The following is a 17,288-nucleotide window of genomic DNA, read 5'->3' as shown; positions in this document are numbered from 1 at the left end:
CGCATGGCCCGAATCATTGGCGGCATCGCCGCCTCCCACACGCCGACGATCGGTTTCGCGTTCGACAAGAACAAGCGCGACGATCCCGTCTGGGCGCCGATCTTCAAGAACTTCGCACCGCTGGCCGACTGGCTCGAACAGAAGCGCCCCGACGTGCTGCTGATGATCTACAACGATCACGTCACGTCGTTCTTCTTCGATCATTACTCGGCGTTCTCGCTGGGCGTCGGCCCGCAATGGACGGTGGCCGACGAGGGCGGCGGCGCGCGCGACCTGCCGCCGATCGACGGGCACCCGGCGTTCGCCGCGCACGTCGGCCGCTCGCTGATGGCCGACGAGTTCGACATGTCGTTCTTCCAGAACAAGGCGCTCGACCACGGCTGCTTCTCGCCGCTGTCGATGCTGTGCCCGCACGATCCGGCTTGGCCCGTGAAGCTGGTGCCGCTGCAAATGGGCGTGCTGCAACTGCCGATGCCGAGCGCGCGCCGCTTCTACAAGCTCGGCCAGGCGCTGCGCCGCGCGATCGAAAGCTATCCCGAGGATTTGCGCGTGGCGATCGTGGCCACCGGCGGGCTGTCGCACCAGGTGCACGGCGAGCGCGCCGGCTTCAACGACACGGCGTGGGACGCGCGCTTCCTCGACCTGTTCGAGCACGATCCCGAGCGGCTGGCCGGCATGACGATCGCCGAGTTCGCGACGCTCGGCGGCTACGAAGGCGCGGAAGTGGTGATGTGGCTGACGATGCGCGGCGCGCTGCCCGCCAACGTGAGCTGCAAGCACCGCAGCTACTACCTGCCGTCGATGGCCGGCATCGCCACGGCGATCTACGAGGGCGCGGAAGACGACGCGCCCGACGCCGCACAGGCCGAGCGCCAGCGCGCGCGCATCGCGGCCGAGCTGGCCGGCATCGAGAAGCTCGAAGGCACCTACCCGTTCTCGACCGAGACGGCGGTGCGCGCCTGGGGCATCAACGCGTTCCTGCACCGCATGGTGGAGCCGGCGCATCGCGAGGCGTTCCTGGCCGATGCCGAAGCCAGCTTCGAGGCGGCCGGCCTCAGCGAGACCGAGCGCGACCTGATCCGCCGCCGCGATTGGCGCGGCCTGCTGCATTACGGCGTGATCTTCTTCCTGCTCGAAAAGCTCGGCGCGGTGACGGGCGTCTCGAACCTGCATATCTACGCGGCGATGCGGGGCGAAACGCTCGAAGCGTTCCAGGCCACCCGCAACGCGCCCGGCGCGCTGTATTCGGTGGCCGGCAAGAGCGCCGGCGCGCTGGCGTGGGATCAAGCCAAGCCGGGCGACACGACGAAGCGAGACTGAGCGGCTCGCCGCGCAACGGTGCGCGGCGCCGCAATCCATTGATTAAGGAATCCGCATGATCATCGATATTCACGGCCACTACACCACGGCCCCGAAGGCGCTCGAAGCCTGGCGCAACCGCCAGATCGCCGCGTTCAACGACGGCACGCCGATGCCGGCCGCCTCGGAGCTGCAGATCAGCGACGACGAGCTGCGCGAATCGATCGAGTCAAACCAGCTCGCCAAGATGCGCGAGCGCGGCATCGACCTGACGATCTTCAGCCCGCGCGCCAGCTTCATGGCGCATCACATCGGCGATTTCGCGGTGTCGAGCGCATGGGCCGCGATCTGCAACGAGCTGTGCTACCGCGTGAGCCAACTGTTCCCCGAGCACTTTGTGCCGGCCGCGATGCTGCCGCAAAGCCCGGGCGTGGATATCGCCACCTGCATCCCCGAACTCGTGAAGTGCGTCGAGCAATACGGCAACGTGGCGATCAACCTGAACCCCGATCCGTCGGGCGGCCACTGGACCAGCCCGCCGCTGTCCGACCGCTACTGGTATCCGATCTACGAGAAGATGGTCGAGTACGACATCCCGGCGATGATCCACGTCAGCACGAGCTGCAACGCCTGCTTCCACACCACCGGCGCGCACTACCTGAACGCCGATACCACCGCGTTCATGCAGTGCCTGACCTCGGACCTGTTCCGCGATTTCCCGACGCTGAAGTTCGTGATTCCGCACGGCGGCGGCGCGGCGCCCTACCATTGGGGCCGTTTCCGCGGGCTGGCGCAGGAACTGAAGAAGCCGCCGCTCGGCGAGCATCTGCTGAACAACGTGTTCTTCGATACCTGCGTCTATCACCAGCCGGGCATCGACCTGCTGACCAACGTGATCCCGGTCGCCAACATCCTGTTCGCCAGCGAGATGATCGGCGCGGTGCGCGGCATCGACCCGGAAACCGGCCATGCCTACGACGACACCAAGCGCTATATCGAAGCGGCCAGCATCAGCGAAGGCGAGCGTTTCAGCATCTACGAGGGCAACGCGCGGCGCGTGTATTCCCGTCTCGACACGGCATTGAAGAACAAGGGGCTTTGATCATGTACGAACTCGGCGTGGTGTATCGCAATGTCGAGCGCGCGGATGCGGACGTGGCGCGCAAGCTCGGCGAACTCGGCTCGGCCACCGTCCACGAGGCGATGGGGCGCGTGGGCCTGCTGCAACCCTATATGCGGCCGATTTACCCGCATGCGCGCGCGGCCGGCACGGCCGTCACCGTGCTGCTGCAACCGGGCGACAACTGGATGATGCATGTGGCGGCCGAGCAGATCCGGCCCGGCGACATCGTGATCGCGGCCGTCACGGCTGCCTGCACGGATGGCTATTTCGGCGATTTGCTGGCCACCAGCTTCCAGGCGCAGGGCGCCGTGGGCCTGGTGATCGACGGCGGCGTGCGCGACGTGGCCACGCTGGAAGAGATGAAGTTCCCGGTGTGGAGCAAGGCGATTTCGTCGAAGGGCACCATCAAGGCGACGCTCGGCTCGGTCAACGTGCCGGTGGTGTGCGCGGGCGCTTATGTGACGCCGGGCGACGTGGTGGTGGCCGATATCGACGGCGTGGTGTGCGTGCCGAAGGCGATCGCCGCCGAGGTGCTCGACAAGGCGCTGGCGCGCGAGGCCAACGAGGGCGCCAAGCGCGCCAAGCTGGCTTCGGGCGTACTCGGCCTCGACATGTACAGCATGCGCGAACCGCTCGCGAAGGCCGGCCTGCGCTATGTCGATTGAGCGCGCCATGCACGCGCCGCTGACGCTGATTTCGTCGATGGCGACGCGCCAGTTGCTGGCGCGGCTTGCCGCTGCCTACGCGGCCGACACGGGCCGCGAGGTGGCGATCGAATCGGTGGGCGGCGTGGAGGCGGCGCGGCGCGTGAGCGAAGGCGAGGCGTTCGACGTGGTGGTGCTGGCCGGCGACGCGCTGGCGCGGCTGGCCGAGGCCGGGCAGGTGGACGGCGGCAGCCGCGTGGCGATCGCGCGCTCGGGCATCGCGGTGGCGGTACGCAGCGGCGCGCCGTTGCCGGCGATCGATTCCGAGGCGGCGCTGCGCGAGGCCGTGATGCAGGCTCGCACGATCGGCTATTCGACCGGGCCGAGCGGCACGCATCTGGAAGCGTTGTTCGCGAGGTGGGGCGTGGCCGATGCGCTCGCGCCGCGCCTGGTGCGGGCGCGGCCCGGCGTGCCGGTCGCGTCGTTGGTGGCGGCGGGTGAGGTTGAGCTGGGTTTTCAGCAGCGCAGCGAGTTGCTCGGTCAGCCTGGAATCGCGATCGTCGGCGCGTTGCCCGAGGCGGCGCAGGCTGTGACGACCTTCACCGGCGCGATCGGCGCGCGTTGCGCGCGGCGCGATGAAGCGGCGGCGTGGCTCGCGTTCCTGGCTGCGCCGGCGGCGGCCGATATCAAGCAATCCTGCGGAATGGACGCGGCGGCCTGAGCCGGGTTGCCCGGCCGCGCGTCACATCGCGGATCGTTTGGAACAGCGAGGCGGCAGGCGGCGAGAGCCTACCCGCCCGCGTGTTCAGTCGCGTGTCGCATCGCTCGCAGCGTTCAACCCGCCACGCCGCTCGCGTGTCACATCGTGGATCGTGTCGAACAGTGCTGCGGCGGCCTGCGAGAGCCTGTCCGCCCGCGCGTTCAGTCGAGCGGCGCATCGCACGGCAGCGTTCACCGCGCCGTGCTGCTCGCGCGCCACATCGTGGATCGTGTCAAACAGCGCTGCGGCGGGCGGCGAGAGCCTGTCCGCCCGCGCGTTCATTCGCGCGGCGCATCGCTCGCGGCGTTCAACCCGCCGCGCTGCTCGCGCGCCACGTCGCGGATCGTATCGAACAGCGCGGCGGCCGGCGGCGAGGCCAGCACGCCCGCGCGCCGGATGATGCCGATCGGCCGCACCGTGCCGGCCAGCTCGATCGGCAGCGCCTTCACTTCGCCATCCTTCAGATCGGCGTCCATCTGCCCCTGCGACACCACCGCCAGCATGGTCGAGCGGGCCAGCAGCCCGCGCACGATCATCGAATCGCCGGTTTCCACGGCCGGCGTCGGCTCGGCCTGACCGGCCAGCTCGAACGCGGCGGCCAGCAGCGCGCGCGAGGGCGTGTCGCGGCGCGGCAGGATCCATTGATAACCGGCCAGCGCGGCCAGCGACACGCGCCGCTTCGCGGCCAGCGGATGATGCGCGCCGACGATGATCGCGAGCGGTTCCGCGAACAGTTCGTGCACTTCGAGATCGGTGGAGTAGCGCGCCTCGCGCAGCGCGCCGACGATGAAATCGAGGCTGCCCGCGCGCAGCGCCGCGCACAGATCGTCGAACGGGCTTTCGATGGTGCTGACCTGCACGCCGTGCGCGCGCGCGACGAGCCGCGCGATCGCCTCGGGCAGCAGCGAGGCGCGCGACAGCGGCAACGCGCCCACCACCACCTCGCCCGCCAGCGTGCCGTGCGCGGCGGCGATGTCGCTGGCGAGCCGCGCGAGATCGTTCAGCGCGTGGCGCGTGGTCTGGCCGAGCGCGATGGCGCGCGCGGTGGGTGTGAGGCCGCGCGCGGTGCGCAGGAACAGCTTGTCCTGCGCGCATTCCTCCAGCAGCGAGATCGCGGCGCTGACGGCCGGCTGGCTCACGCCCATCTGGCTGGCGACGGTCGGCATGTGCCGCGAGCGCAGCAGGCGGCAGAAGATTTCGAGGCGCTTGTTGTTGAGCGCGGCGGCCGGCACGGCGCGATAGAGATCGCCGGCGAGCGGCTCGGCGGCCTTGCGGCGGTTCCAGACGGACAGGTCGCGCATCACCGAGCGCACGCGCGGCAGGATCGCCTCGGCCGGCGGCGTCGGCACCACGCCGGCCGGCGTGCGCTGGAACAGCGGCGCGCCGACGCTGCCTTCCAGTTCCGCGATCGCGCGCGTGACCGCCGACTGCACGCGGAACAACTGCCGCGATGCACCCGCGAGGCTGCCCGTGTCGATCACGGCGAGGAAGGTTCTGAGGTGTCCGAGGTTCGGCTGCATGGTGCCGCCATGCTACACGAGCACGGCGGCGCGGCAGCGGGGTGGCGGGGCGTCCTGGCAGGCGTTGGGATGACGGTCGCGGCTCGCCGGGCGAGACGCGCTTTCGTGTGTCAGTTCGACCGTGCGCTGGCGGCTGTGGCCGGTCAGGTTCGCCGCGGTTTGCGCGTCAGGCACACCGCGCGCCGACGGCCGTGGAGTTCGGTTCGATTGGTCGCCGCTCGCGTGTCAGCTAGACCGTGCGCCAGCGACTCTGGCTGGTTCGGTTCGCCGCCGTCCGCCTGCAAACCGGCGGCCGTGGCCGGTCCGATGTGCCACCGTTCGCGCGTCAGCCCGTCCGCACGTCCGGCGGCCGTGACCGGCCCGGTTCACCACCATTCACGCATCAACTCGACCGCGCCCCCGCCGCTCCGGCCGACCGCTCTCCGCCATCCGCACGCCGACGTGCAGCCGCCGCCCCGCTGCGCGGCCCGCCCAGTTCGTTGAGCGGCGTGCGGTACGTTTCGCGAGCCGTCCAGGCCGACAGCGCGGCCAGCGCCGTGATGATCAGCGTGGCGGTGCCGATCAGCATCGGAATGTCGTGCGTGCCTGGCGGCGCGATGGCCGCGAACAGCGACGGCAGCAGCGCCGTGATCGCCATGCCGATGTTCTGGCCGATCGACATCGCCGACACGCGCGTGCGGGTCGGGAACAGCTCCGGCATGAAGCTCGGGAACACCGCGTTGAAGCCCTGGTAGATCACGCCCCACATCAGCACCGAGGTGACGATCGCCAGCGGCGCGTTCTTGACGCTGATCGCGTACAGGTACGCATACGACAGCAGCCCCGCGCCGAGCGAGCCGACCACCACCGGGATGCGCCGGCCGATCCGGTCCGACAGCTTGCCCACGTACGGAATCACCAGCACCGCCACGATGTTGCCGATCAGCGGGATCGCCAGATAGGTGTTCGGATGGAAGCCGATGCCGTACGACGGCTGCACCGCGTAGGCCGCGCCGAAGATGGTCGCCACCATCGCGATCACGGCGGCCGTGGCCATCACGGCGATGCGGATCATGTCGCGCCAGCTTTCGCGGAACGCCACCGCGATCGGCGAGGCCGGGATGCCGCCGTTGTTGTCCTCGTCGACGAACGCGGGCGATTCCTGCACCTTGCGGCGGATCACGAAGCCGGCCGCCAGCACCAGCGCACTGAGCAGGAACGGAATGCGCCAGCCCCAGGCGACGAACGTGTCGTTCGGCATCCAGTAGGCAAGCGGCATGAAGATCGCCGCCGCGAAGATCTGCCCGGCCTGCGTGCCTTGCAGCGCGAAGCTCGCGTAATAGCCGCGCCGGCCTTCGGGTGCCTGTTCGAGAATCATCGAGCTGGCGCCGGATATTTCGCCCGCCACCGCGAAGCCCTGCACCAGGCGCAGCAGCACCAGCATGACGGGTGCCGCGATGCCGATCTGGCCGTAGGTCGGCAGCAGGCCCACCGCGAACGTCGATGCGCCCATCAGGAACATGCAGAGCAGCAGCAGATGCTTGCGGCCGTGCGTGTCGCCGCGCCGGCCCAGCAGGAAGCCGCCGATCGGGCGCGCCACGTAGCCCACGCCGTAGGTCGCCAGCGATGCCACGATCGCCAGCTTCGGGTTGCCGTGCGGGAAGAACAACTGCGGAAAGACCATCGCCGCGGCCTGCGCGTAGATGAAGAAATCGTAGTATTCGAGCGCCGAGCCGATCCAGCCGCTCGCCGTGGCGCGCGTGGTCTGCTTCGCGCGCTCCTGAGGTGTCATGTGTCCGTCGTTCATCGATCGGGTCTCCTGAATAATATTGGAATGCCATCCTCGCGGATGGTGCGGCAGCCGGGCTGCCTGGCGTGCGCTTGCGTGCGCGCTCAGACCTCCAGCGGCGTGACGTTCATGAAGGCGCCCAGGTTGCCGAACTGCGCGAGCGCCATGTCCGCGCCGGTCTGGATTCGGCAGCCGAGGCCGCGCGCGATCTCCAGGAAGCGCGTGATGTCGGGCGAAGTCACCACGTCGGCCACCAGCGCGCCGGGGCGCAGCGTGGCCAGCACCGTTTCGGCCAGCGGCAGCGGCGCGTAGCCTTCCATGCCGGCCGGCGACGCGTTGACCACCAGATCGAACGGCGCGAGCGAATCGAAATGCGGCTCGATGAAGCTGCCCGGGTGATGTTTTGCGAGCAGCGCGCGCAGCCGCTGCGCGCGCGCCGCGTCGGGATCGACCACCGTGACCGAGGCCACGCCGTGCTCGCACAGCGCCCAGCCGATCGCGCTGCCCACGCCGCCCGCGCCGAGCACCAGCGCCTTCGCGCCGGCCGGCTCGAAGCCGTGACCGCGCGCCGCGTTCAGGAAGCCGTCGCCGTCGACGATGTCGCCGACCAGCCGGCCGTCGCATTCGCGGCGGATCACGTTGACGCAGCCCAGCGCCTCGGCGCGGCGGCTCAACGCGTCGAGGCGCGGCGCGATCTGCTGCTTGTAGGGCACGGTGACCACACAGCCGCGCAGGTTGCGCCAGGCACGCAGCGCGCCGATGAACGGCTCGATCGAGCCGCCGTCGAGGTCGATCGGGATCATCGACACATCCTTGTCGTGCCGCGCGAACCAGTCGTTGAAGTTCTGCGGCGATTTCACCTGCGCGATGGGGGAGCCGACGATGGCTACCAGTTCGGTCGTACCGCGAATCATTGAGGCGTCCGGAATTCGTTAGGAACACGACGCTATGGTGCGACCGCCTCGCCCGGCCCGACAACGCCGAAAAATCGAAAATATTGCGATAAGCGGATCGAGGTTGCGATAATCGCAGCGTCGTGCCGGTTTCCGGTTCGCTTCGTTTCTCCCGAATCCTCAGATGAAAACACCCGTCATTCACGAACGCGACCTGATCGCCGGCCTGCAGAAAGGCCTCGCGCTGATCCTGCTGTTCAACGACCAGACACCCCGCCTGACCGTGCCCGAGGCCGCGCAGCGCTCCGGCCTGACCAGCAGCGCCGTGCGGCGCTTCCTGCTGACGCTGGTGCACGACGGCTACGCGGAAACGGACGGCCGCTACTACTGGCTGACCGCGAAGAACCTGCGGATCGGCCAGGCCTATGTGGAATCGGCGCGGCTGCCGCGCATGATGCGGCCGATCGTCGAGAAGGTCGCGGCCGAGACGCGCGAGCATGTGTCGGTGGCGGTGCGCGATGGCGACGAGGTCGTGCATATCGTGCGCAGCCGCGTGATGAACGTGTCGTCGCTGTCGATGCGGCAGGGCTGGCGGCTGCCGATGTACTGCACCGGCAGCGGGCGGCTGTGGCTGGCCTCGCTGCCCGATGCCGAGGTGGAGGCGTATCTGGCGCGCGTCGACCGGCAGGCGCTGACGCCCTACACGCGCACCGGCGTGGCCGAGATCCAGGCGATCGTCGGGCAGATCCGCGAGCAGGGCTATGCCGAACTCGATCAGGAATACGAAGTGGGAATGCGGATTCTCGGCGTGCCGCTGACCGACCGCCACGGCCAGATGCGCGCCAGCCTGACGATCACGACGCAGGTGTCGCCGCTGTCGCTCGCGGAGATTCGCGAGCGCTACCTGCGCTATCTGTACGAAGGGCAGGCGCTGCTGCGGCCGATCATGGACACCTGAGCGGGCGCGGCAGCGCGGGGGTGCTTCAGTTTCAGTTTGCGTTGCCGCGCGCGAACAGGTCGTTCATCAGGCTGCCGGGCGGCGTGTCGGGCAGGCCGTCGAAGCGGCCTTCGGCCAGCGATTGCGCCGCTGCCAGGAAGCCGCCCCAGGCCGCGCGCGCCAGTGCGCCGCCCACGCTCACGCGGCGCACGCCCATCGCGGCCACGTCGGCCAGCGAGAATTCCGAAGCGGAACCGATCAACAGGTTGACCGGCTTCGGCGCGACCGCCATCACCACCGCCTCGATCTGGCCGCGTGTGCGGATGCCGGGCGCATAGAGGCAATCCGCGCCGGCTTCCGCGTAGGCGCGCAGCCGGGCGATGGCGTCGTCGAGATCGGGCACCCCGGCGACGAAATTCTCGGCGCGGCCCACCAGCAGCGTGTCGCCGCCACGTTCGTCGATCGCGCGCCGCGCGGCGGCGATGCGCGCCACCGCCACCTCGATCGGCAGCAGCGGCGCGTGCGCGTCGCCCGTCGAATCCTCCACCGACAGGCCGGCCACGCCGGTTTCCACGGCCAGCGCCACGCTCTGCCCGACTTCCTCGGGCGTGGCGCCGAAGCCGTTCTCGAAATCGGCGTTGACGGGCAGATCGGTGGCCTCGACCAGCGAGCGCAGATGCGCGAGCACCGCCTCGCGCGATACGGTGTTGTCGGCGCGGCCCGCCGACCACGCGAAGCCCGAACTCGTGGTGGCGAGCGCTCGGAAGCCGGCCGCCGCGAGGTAGCGCGCGCTGCCCGCATCCCACGGGTTCGGCAACAGGAAACAACCGCTCGCGTGCAACTCGCGGAAGGCGGCGCGTCGTTCGGCAATCGTGCGTGGCATGAGGCATCCTCGGAAACGTGATGGGGCGGGGCCCGTCCGGCATGGGGGTGGCGGGCATCGAATTTGCGCTGCGGGCGGGCCTCGCGCGCAATGTGTATTGGCGGCCCGAACGCCAGTCTGCTGCATTTTCGCCGAACGCGTCCGGGCGACGTGTCAGGGCGGCGTGAAATGTCGGTGTCCTGAACCTGCGGCGGCGCGGCGCCCGGCAAAACGCGCTTCAACCCTCATACGACTAGAATCGACGGCACGCCGCATCCGCATTCGCCACCGTCCGCCATGAGAGGAGCCGCCATCCGATGAGCACGTCCTTCCCGTATTCGAACCGCCGCCTGTGCAGCCGCCCAGCCCTGAAAACCGCCGCCGCCGGCGCGTTGGTCGCCGCCAGCCTCGCGGTCGCGCCGCTCGCTCAGGCCGCCACGTTCAGCCAGGCGCCGTACGGCACCACGCGCGACGGTCAGGCCGTCAGCCAATACACGCTGAAGAACGCGCACGGCACCACGGTCAGGTTCATCAGCTACGGCGGCGTGATCACCGCGATCGACGTGCCCGACCGCCACGGCAAGTTCGCCAACATCGTGCTCGGCTTCGCGTCGCTGAAGGATTACGAGGCCTATAACGGCAACATCCATTTCGGCGCGCTGATCGGCCGCTACGCCAACCGCATCGCGAACGGCCAGTTCCAGATCGACGGCCAGACCTACAAGCTGCCGATCAACAACGCGCCGAACACGCTGCACGGCGGCCCGGACAGTTTCGATTCGAAGGTGTGGAGCGTGAAGCCGCTGCCCGGCAACGGCGCGGGCCCGGACGGCGCGGGCGCCGAGCTGACCTACGTGAGCCCCGACGGCGAGAACGGCTTTCCCGGCACGCTGACCGTGCACGTCACCTACCGGCTGACCGACGACAACGCGCTGCATATCCGCTACGAGGCGACCACCGACAAGCACACGGTGGTGAACCTGACCAATCACACGTATTTCAACCTGGCCGGCGAGGGCAGCGGCAGCGTGGAGGATCAGGAGATCCGCATCGCGGCCTCGCGCTACACGCCCACCGACCGCAATTCGATCCCCACCGGCGAGCTGGCCACGGTGGAGGGCACGCCGCTCGACCTGCGCCGCGCCACGCCGATCGGCCGCCATCTGCGTTCGAGTTTCGAGCAGATGGTGTATGCACGCGGCTACGACCACAACTGGGTGCTCGACCATGGCGGCGAGCGCACGCCGGCGTTTGCCGCCAGCGTTCATGACCCGCACAGCGGCCGTGTGCTGACGGTCGACACCACGCAGCCGGGCCTGCAGTTCTACACGGCCAATTCGCTCGACGGCAGCGCGGTCGGTTCGTCGGGGCACGCGTACCGGCAAACGGATGCGTTCGCGCTCGAAGCCGAGCACTTCCCCGATTCGCCGAATCATCCGGCGTTCCCCACCACGGAATTGAAGCCGGGTGAAACGCTGCACGAGGAGACGGTGCTGCGCTTTTCGGTGCGCTGAAACCCGTGAATTCGGCCGGCGTCAAAAACGCTGCCCGCTTTGTTCGCGCAGGCCGAATTGAGATTTCAGCGGCAGCCGCTGTTCAGCCGGGGCGGCAGCCGTTACGCTGTCGTCAACCCTCTACTCCTCCCGTTGTTACCCCCGGGGGCCAGGGGCGCAGGCCACGTCGTGGCGGCGCCCCGACTCTTTTTCCCCGATTTCCCCCATTCGCAGAAAGGTTGTGTGAGCAACCAGTTCGGCATCCGCGTCATTTCCCCTTTGCTTCCCGCCTCGCCTCTTCAACCGGGAAACAACTGCCCCTGCCCGGAAATCACCGCCTCGAAATCGTCCTTCAGGAACGGCAGGATCGCGTCGGCCACCGGCTGCAACTGGCGGTTCAGGTAGAACGCGTAGTCGATCGGCGAGCGTATCGTTTCCAGCGGCTCGGGGCCGGCGGTGGTCATCACGTAGCTGATCCAGCCGCCGCGCTGATATTGCAGCGGGCGGCCCTGTTCGCGGTTGTATTCGTCGGCGGTGCGCGCGGCGCGTACGTGCGGCGGCACGTTGCGCTGATACTCGGCCAGCGGCCGGCGCAGGCGCTTGCGATAGACCAGTTGATCGTCGAGTTCGCCGGCCAGCATGCGCCGCACCGTGTCGCGGATCAGGTCGAGATACGGCTCGCGGCGAAACACGCGCGTGTACAGCTCGCGCTGGAACTGCTGCGCGAGCGGCGTCCAGTCGGTGCGCACCGTTTCCAGCCCCTTGAACACCACGTCCTCGCCGCCGTCGGCGGTTAGCGCCAGGCCTGCGTAGCGCTTCTTGCTGCCTTCCTCCGCGCCGCGCACGGTGGGCATCAGGAAGCGCAGGTAATGGCGCTCGTATTGCAGTTCGAGCGCGCTGTCGAGGCCGAAGCGTTCGCGCAGATGCTCGCGCCACCACGCGTTGACGTGCGCGACGATCGCGCGGCCCTTGACGGCGGCCGACGCGTCGTCGTGCGCCTCGCGCAGCCAGACGAAGGTGGAATCGGTGTCGCCGTAGATCACTTCGTAGCCCTGCGCTTCGATCAGCTCGCGCGTGCGATGCATGATCTCGTGGCCGCGCATGGTGATGGATGACGCCAGCCGCGGATCGAAGAAGCGGCAGCCCGACGAGCCGAGCACGCCGTAGAACGCATTCATGATGATCTTCAGCGCCTGCGAGAGCGGCGCGTTGCGTTGCCGCTTGGCCTGCTCGCGGCTCTCCCACACGCGCTTGACGATCTCGGGCAGGCAGTGGCGGCTGCGCGAGAAGCGCGCGCCGAGGAAGCCCGGCACCGAATCGGCGTCGCCGGGCTGCGCGAGGCCTTCCACCAGCCCGAGCGGATCGATCAGGAAGGTGCGGATGATCGACGGATACAGGCTCTTGTAATCGAGCACCAGCACCGAATCGTAGAGGCCGGGGCGCGAATCCATCACGAAGCCGCCGGGGCTGTTCTGGCCGGTCACGTCGCCCAGGTTCGGCGCGACGTAGCCGAGCCGGTGCATGCGCGGCAGGTACAGATTCGTGAACGCGGCCACCGAGCCGCCGGTGCGGTCGGCCGCCAGCCCGGTGACGGTGGCGCGTTCGAGCATGAACGACAGCAGGTCCGCCTTGGCGAAGATCCGCGTGACCAGTTCGCAATCCTTGAGGTTGTAGCGCGCCAGCGCGGGCTTGTCCTCGTCGAAGCGGCGCTGGATCTCGTCCATGCGCTGATACGGGTTGTCGACCGCCTTGCCCTCGCCGAGCAGCGCTTGCGACACGTATTCGAGGCTGAACGACGGGAAGCTCCAGGTGGCCGATTTGAGCGACTCGATGCCGTCGATGATCAGGCGCCCCGCGGCGCTCGCGAACAGGTGGTCGGGCTGCTGGCCGTGCGCGCGCAATTCGAGCGTGCTGCCGTCGCGGCCGAGCCGCAGCGGCACGCCGTATTGCTGCGCGTGCGCGTGCAGCACGCGCAGGTCGAACTGGATCAGGTTCCAGCCGATGATCAGGTCGGGGTCGTGCTGCGCGAACCACGCGTTGAACCGTTCGAGCAGCGCCGCGCGGGTTTCGCAATACACCAGGTGCACGGCGTGGCCGTCGAGCGTGGCCGCGTCGCCGTTGGGCGGGCCGAGCATGAACACGTCGCGCTGGCCGCAGCCTTCGAGCGCGATTGAATACAGCTCGCCGCGCGCGCTGGTTTCGATGTCGAGCGACACGCCGCGCAGCGCCGGGCGGTAGTCGGGGTCGGGCTTCAGTTCGGCGTCGGTCAGCAGGCCGGGGCCGGCCGGCGTGCCGCGAAAGCGCACCGGCGCGGTGATGAAGCGCTCCATCGTGTAGCGGTCGGGCGGCGAGACATCGGCTTCGTACACGTCCACGCCGTCTTTCGCGAGCCGCTTCTGCAACGCGCCGAGGTGGCGATGGCGGCGGCCGTAGAGGCCGAGCACGGGGCGCTGGCGGAAATCGCGCAGCGCGAGCGGGCGCAAGGCCACGCCGCTTTCGCCGGCCAGCACGCGTTCGGCGGCCTCGCGTTGCGCGGCCGGCACGAACGCCACCGATTCCTGCGGACGCAGGCGCACCCGGCGCGGGCCGCTGCCGGTGGCGAGCCAGAATTCGATCTCGACGCCGGCGGCGGTGTCCCGCCAATGACGGGTCAGGATGAAACCCTGCTCGAATTCGGTCAAAACGCGTGCTCGTGATGGTGAAGGTGCCTCAGGCGGCGGATTGTAGCGCCTGCATGGCGGTCGCGCCCGGCGCGCGAACCGAAGCTCGACCCGAAGCTCGACCCGAAGCCCGACCCGAAGCTCGACCCGAAGCTCGACCCGAAGCCCGACCCGAAGCCCGACCCGAAGCCCGACCCGAAGCCCGACCCGAAGCCCGACCCGAAGCCCGACCCGAAGCCCGACCCGAGGCCCGAGCGCCACCACGCCGGCCGCGCCGCGCAGGCTCGGCCGACGGCGGCATTCTTTGCCATAATTCACCCCCGAATCGGCGGACCGCCCGCCGCTGCACGACAGGCCGTCTGCCGCGCGGACCGCTTCGCCCGAACAAGGATCGCCCGTGGAACTGAGACAACTTCGCCATTTCGTCGCCGTCGCCGAGGAGGCCAACTTCACGCGCGCGGCCGAGCGCTGCCACATCGTGCAGTCGGCGCTGTCCACCTCGATCCGGCTGCTCGAAGAGGAACTGGGCGCGAAGCTGCTGGTGCGCACCACGCGGCGCGTGAGCCTGTCGGCGGCCGGCACGGTGTTCCTCGATCGCGCCCGGCGCGCGCTCGACGTGCTCGACCGGGCCGCGCTGGAAGTGGCCGACATCACCTCGGTGCGCAGCGGCAAGCTCTCGATCGGCACGGTGCAGAGCCTGCCGCAGTTCCTCGAACTGCCGGGGCTGCTGTCGCGCTTTCATCAGACGCATCCGGGCGTGGAGGTGCGGCTCGTGCAGGGCGCGGCGCCCGAGTTGAACGAGAAGGTGGGCGCGCACGAACTCGATCTGGCGATCCTGCCGATCGAGGAGCGCAACGAGCGGCACACGTCGCACATCATCGCCTGCGACGAGATGGTGCTGGCCTGCGAGCGCGGCCATCCGCTCGCGGCGGCCGGCGCGGTGCCGCTGGCGCGGCTGGTCAAGGAAGCGTTCGTCGATTTCGTGCCGGGGCAGGGCACGCGGCGGCTGGTCGATCGCGGCTTCGCCGAGGCGGGCCTGCAGCGGCGCGTGGCGTTCGAGATCGGCGATCTCGACACGGTGCTGGACCTGGTCGGCCAGGGCCTCGGCATCGCGCTGCTGCCCGAGGATGTGGTGGTGCGCCGCCCCGAGAGGCTCGCCTGCGTGCGGCTCGAACGCGCCGAGTTGTGCTGGGAGCTGGTGGTCACGCACGCGGCCTCGGCGTCGGGCGATGCCGCCGACGTGCTCGACCCCGCGCCGGCCGCGTTCCTCGACATGCTGATGGCCGAAACGGCCGATCAACGCTGACGCCGTTCCGGCTGTTTGCCGGACTCATTTCCGCATCAATTACAAATTGCCTTCGTAAGCATTCTTTGTGCTTTCGCGCGTGCCGTCGCGCCACGCCGTTGCTGCGTGGCGGCGCGCGGTCGTGGCGCACTGCATCGGCCCATTCCACATACTGGGCGTGGCTCGCCATGAGTCATCGTATAACTCACTCATCCTTTCAATTACTGAAAGTCAGTCTGTCGGATAGGCAAATTCGGGCCGAAACTGCTGAATAGAAATGAAAGAATAAGAAGTGAAAATGAAATAAATGAGTTTTCCATAAAAATCAACAACTTAAATCATATCGAAAAGCTGTCAAGTCAAGGTTTCAACAAAAATGACACAGAGATTTCCCTAGGAATATGCAATTCAGCATTGTTGAATTTTGCACTTGCGTTATAGGATGACTGACTAGATGAGGGACTCCAAGCACACGGATACTCGACCTCACCTGGAGACCGGCCCGCACTCGCAAGGGCGGCCGATAACGCATAACGCTGACCGCCTGCGGGGTGCAGGCGCTTTGGAATCACAGGGGACGCAATGAAGAAACGCATCATGGTGGCAGCAACGCTCACCGGCCTGACCGCGGGCGTCGCACACGCTCAAAGCAGCGTGACGCTGTACGGGATCGTCGATACGGGTATCGGCTGGCAGAGCAGCCAGGCCTCGCTCGGCGCGACCAGCGGTGGCAAGTCGGCCGTCAAAATGGTCAACGGCATCTGGGCGGGCAGCCGCTTCGGCCTGAAGGGCTCGGAAGATCTCGGCGGCGGCCTGAAGGCCATCTTCCAGTTGGAAGAAGGCTTCAACAGCGCCACCGGCGCGCAAGCCGTATCGGGCCTGATGTTCAATCGTCAAGCCTATGTGGGCCTGTCGGACGCACGTTTCGGCAGCTTCACGGCCGGCCGTCAGTACACCGCGTACTACACCGTGCTGTCGCCGTACAGCCCGACCACCTGGCTGACGGGCGCATACGGCGCGCACCCGGGTGATATCGACTCGCTGGATACGACGTACCGCGTCAACAACTCGCTGGTGTACATGTCGCCGACCTACGGCGGCTTCACGTTCGGCGGTTCGTACGCATTCGGCGGCACGCCGGGCAGCACCAACAACGGTTCGACCTGGAGCGTGGCCGGGCGCTACGCGATGGGCCCGGCCGGTCTGGCGGTCGGCTTCATGCGTCTGAACAACTCGACGGTGGGCGGCGGTGCGTGGGGTGCGAACTCGACGGCATCGAACGGTGGTGCCGAGCCGAGCGTGTCGGGCATCAACAACGGCTATCAGTTCGCGGCAGCGCAGCAGCGCCTGGCCGTGACGGGCGGCTGGACGTTCAACTCGCAGTGGGACGTGACGGCTTCGTACTCGAACGTGCAATACATCCCGGGCTCGGGCTCGAAGTTCACCAACACGGCGATCTTCAACACGGCCGGCGCGGTGCTGCACTTCAAGCCGACCCCGACGCTGGACCTGGCAGCCGGCTACAGCTACACGCGCGCCACGCTGGCGAACGGCGTGCAGCACGCAGCCTACTACCACCAGTTCAACCTGTCGCAGTACTACAGCCTGTCGAAGCGCACTGGCCTGTACGCGCTCGAAGCCTACCAGCGCGCCGGCGGTCAGACGCTCGCACTGGGCGGCAGCATCATCAACGCCACGGCCGACATCGGCGACGGTCAGAACAGCGCACCGTCCTCGTCGCGCAGCCAGGTGGCAGTGGGCGCGGGCATCATCACGCGCTTCTAAGCGGCAAGGTGTGTGCGGGGCGGCGTGAGCTGCCGCCCCGGCAATTTCCGGTATTTGCAGTAGAGGGTTCGCCATGGCGAGCCTTCTTTTCGCCGTCGCCGCGTTCACGCGCCGACGGCGTTTTCTTTTGGGGCGCCGCACTTGCAGATGCGCGGAACACACGCCCGGTGCATCTCCAATTCGCAACTAACGGCCTATCCCGCACGGCCCCGTCGAACCCGCGCCGCGCCCGCGCGCACGAGGCGGCGGGCGCGGCGCG

At 68.4% G+C, this 17,288-nt stretch carries 14 protein-coding genes; 8 read left to right on the top strand and 6 right to left on the bottom strand.

All coding sequences use genetic code 11. The features are described from left to right. Positions 1 to 3: 3 nt before the first annotated feature. Genes ACYP33_RS00775 through ACYP33_RS00760 form a run of 4 tightly spaced genes read left to right on the top strand, consistent with a single transcriptional unit; the run spans position 4 to position 3,787 of the window. Positions 4 to 1,320 (top strand): gallate dioxygenase, encoded by a 1,317-nt coding sequence (locus tag ACYP33_RS00775; protein WP_459619058.1) that lies wholly within the window; start codon positions 4 to 6, stop codon positions 1,318 to 1,320. A 55-nt stretch (positions 1,321 to 1,375) separates the two neighbouring features. Beyond that, positions 1,376 to 2,401, top strand: coding sequence for an amidohydrolase family protein (locus ACYP33_RS00770; RefSeq protein ID WP_414448593.1), 1,026 nt, complete (start codon positions 1,376 to 1,378; stop codon positions 2,399 to 2,401). Positions 2,402 to 2,403: 2 nt separating this feature from the next. After that, positions 2,404 to 3,087, top strand: a complete 684-nt coding sequence (ligK, locus tag ACYP33_RS00765; RefSeq protein WP_459619056.1) for a 4-carboxy-4-hydroxy-2-oxoadipate aldolase/oxaloacetate decarboxylase — start codon at positions 2,404 to 2,406, stop codon at positions 3,085 to 3,087. Positions 3,088 to 3,094: 7 nt separating this feature from the next. Beyond that, positions 3,095 to 3,787, top strand: coding sequence for a substrate-binding domain-containing protein (locus tag ACYP33_RS00760; protein WP_459619054.1), 693 nt, complete (start codon positions 3,095 to 3,097; stop codon positions 3,785 to 3,787). An 84-nt stretch (positions 3,788 to 3,871) separates the two neighbouring features. Here the strand turns inward: ACYP33_RS00760 and ACYP33_RS00755 are convergent, their stop codons facing one another. The 4 genes from ACYP33_RS00755 to ACYP33_RS00740 form a co-directional block, all read right to left on the bottom strand. Beyond that, positions 3,872 to 4,108 carry a hypothetical protein gene (locus ACYP33_RS00755; protein WP_459619052.1) on the bottom strand — a complete coding sequence of 79 codons (237 nt, stop codon included), beginning with the start codon at positions 4,106 to 4,108 and terminating at the stop codon, positions 3,872 to 3,874. Beyond that, entirely contained in the window at positions 4,105 to 5,346 is a 1,242-nt protein-coding gene (locus ACYP33_RS00750) for a LysR family transcriptional regulator (RefSeq protein ID WP_414448590.1), read from the bottom strand. The genes ACYP33_RS00755 and ACYP33_RS00750 overlap by 4 nt, the downstream gene beginning before the upstream one ends. A gap of 382 nt (positions 5,347 to 5,728) precedes the next feature. After that, a complete protein-coding gene (locus ACYP33_RS00745; RefSeq protein WP_459619050.1) occupies positions 5,729 to 7,132 on the bottom strand; it encodes an MFS transporter in 1,404 nt (467 codons plus the stop codon). An 86-nt stretch (positions 7,133 to 7,218) separates the two neighbouring features. Further along, positions 7,219 to 8,028 carry a shikimate dehydrogenase family protein gene (locus ACYP33_RS00740; protein WP_414448588.1) on the bottom strand — a complete coding sequence of 270 codons (810 nt, stop codon included), beginning with the start codon at positions 8,026 to 8,028 and terminating at the stop codon, positions 7,219 to 7,221. Positions 8,029 to 8,191: 163 nt separating this feature from the next. Between ACYP33_RS00740 and ACYP33_RS00735 the strand changes: the two genes are divergently transcribed. Then, a complete protein-coding gene (locus ACYP33_RS00735; protein ID WP_414448587.1) occupies positions 8,192 to 8,965 on the top strand; it encodes an IclR family transcriptional regulator domain-containing protein in 774 nt (257 codons plus the stop codon). A gap of 31 nt (positions 8,966 to 8,996) precedes the next feature. On the opposite strand, the gene ACYP33_RS00730 is transcribed toward ACYP33_RS00735, so the two are convergent. Further along, positions 8,997 to 9,827 (bottom strand): isocitrate lyase/PEP mutase family protein, encoded by an 831-nt coding sequence (locus tag ACYP33_RS00730; RefSeq protein ID WP_459619048.1) that lies wholly within the window; start codon positions 9,825 to 9,827, stop codon positions 8,997 to 8,999. A 296-nt stretch (positions 9,828 to 10,123) separates the two neighbouring features. Between ACYP33_RS00730 and ACYP33_RS00725 the strand changes: the two genes are divergently transcribed. Continuing rightward, on the top strand, positions 10,124 to 11,320 hold the full coding sequence (locus ACYP33_RS00725) for an aldose epimerase family protein (RefSeq protein WP_459619046.1): 1,197 nt from the start codon (positions 10,124 to 10,126) through the stop codon (positions 11,318 to 11,320). A 278-nt stretch (positions 11,321 to 11,598) separates the two neighbouring features. On the opposite strand, the gene ACYP33_RS00720 is transcribed toward ACYP33_RS00725, so the two are convergent. Continuing rightward, positions 11,599 to 13,980: a DNA polymerase II gene (locus ACYP33_RS00720; protein WP_459619044.1), complete on the bottom strand. Its 2,382-nt coding sequence runs from the start codon at positions 13,978 to 13,980 to the stop codon at positions 11,599 to 11,601. Positions 13,981 to 14,356: 376 nt separating this feature from the next. Here ACYP33_RS00720 and ACYP33_RS00715 point away from each other — a divergent pair, with 376 nt between their 5' ends. Then, positions 14,357 to 15,265 carry a LysR family transcriptional regulator gene (locus ACYP33_RS00715; protein WP_414440788.1) on the top strand — a complete coding sequence of 303 codons (909 nt, stop codon included), beginning with the start codon at positions 14,357 to 14,359 and terminating at the stop codon, positions 15,263 to 15,265. A gap of 561 nt (positions 15,266 to 15,826) precedes the next feature. Further along, positions 15,827 to 17,029 carry a porin gene (locus tag ACYP33_RS00710; RefSeq protein WP_459619041.1) on the top strand — a complete coding sequence of 401 codons (1,203 nt, stop codon included), beginning with the start codon at positions 15,827 to 15,829 and terminating at the stop codon, positions 17,027 to 17,029. The last annotated feature ends 259 nt before the right edge of the window (positions 17,030 to 17,288 follow it).

Source organism: Burkholderia sp. 3C, from assembly GCF_054589155.1.
This window is presented reverse-complemented; position numbering and strand designations above follow the sequence as displayed.

Excerpts from the sequence above, each read along its gene's own strand:
- ACYP33_RS00775 (WP_459619058.1), top strand. The coding sequence starts at position 4 with ATGGCCCGAATCATTGGCGGCATCGCCGCCTCCCACACGCCGACGATC.
- ACYP33_RS00740 (WP_414448588.1), bottom strand. The coding sequence starts at position 8,028 with ATGATTCGCGGTACGACCGAACTGGTAGCCATCGTCGGCTCCCCCATC.
- ACYP33_RS00745 (WP_459619050.1), bottom strand. The coding sequence starts at position 7,132 with ATGAACGACGGACACATGACACCTCAGGAGCGCGCGAAGCAGACCACG.
- ACYP33_RS00725 (WP_459619046.1), top strand. The coding sequence starts at position 10,124 with ATGAGCACGTCCTTCCCGTATTCGAACCGCCGCCTGTGCAGCCGCCCA.
- ligK (WP_459619056.1), top strand. The coding sequence starts at position 2,404 with ATGTACGAACTCGGCGTGGTGTATCGCAATGTCGAGCGCGCGGATGCG.
- ACYP33_RS00710 (WP_459619041.1), top strand. The coding sequence starts at position 15,827 with ATGAAGAAACGCATCATGGTGGCAGCAACGCTCACCGGCCTGACCGCG.
- ACYP33_RS00760 (WP_459619054.1), top strand. The coding sequence starts at position 3,095 with ATGCACGCGCCGCTGACGCTGATTTCGTCGATGGCGACGCGCCAGTTG.
- ACYP33_RS00750 (WP_414448590.1), bottom strand. The coding sequence starts at position 5,346 with ATGCAGCCGAACCTCGGACACCTCAGAACCTTCCTCGCCGTGATCGAC.
- ACYP33_RS00735 (WP_414448587.1), top strand. The coding sequence starts at position 8,192 with ATGAAAACACCCGTCATTCACGAACGCGACCTGATCGCCGGCCTGCAG.
- ACYP33_RS00730 (WP_459619048.1), bottom strand. The coding sequence starts at position 9,827 with ATGCCACGCACGATTGCCGAACGACGCGCCGCCTTCCGCGAGTTGCAC.
- ACYP33_RS00770 (WP_414448593.1), top strand. The coding sequence starts at position 1,376 with ATGATCATCGATATTCACGGCCACTACACCACGGCCCCGAAGGCGCTC.
- ACYP33_RS00755 (WP_459619052.1), bottom strand. The coding sequence starts at position 4,108 with ATGAACGCGCGGGCGGACAGGCTCTCGCCGCCCGCCGCAGCGCTGTTT.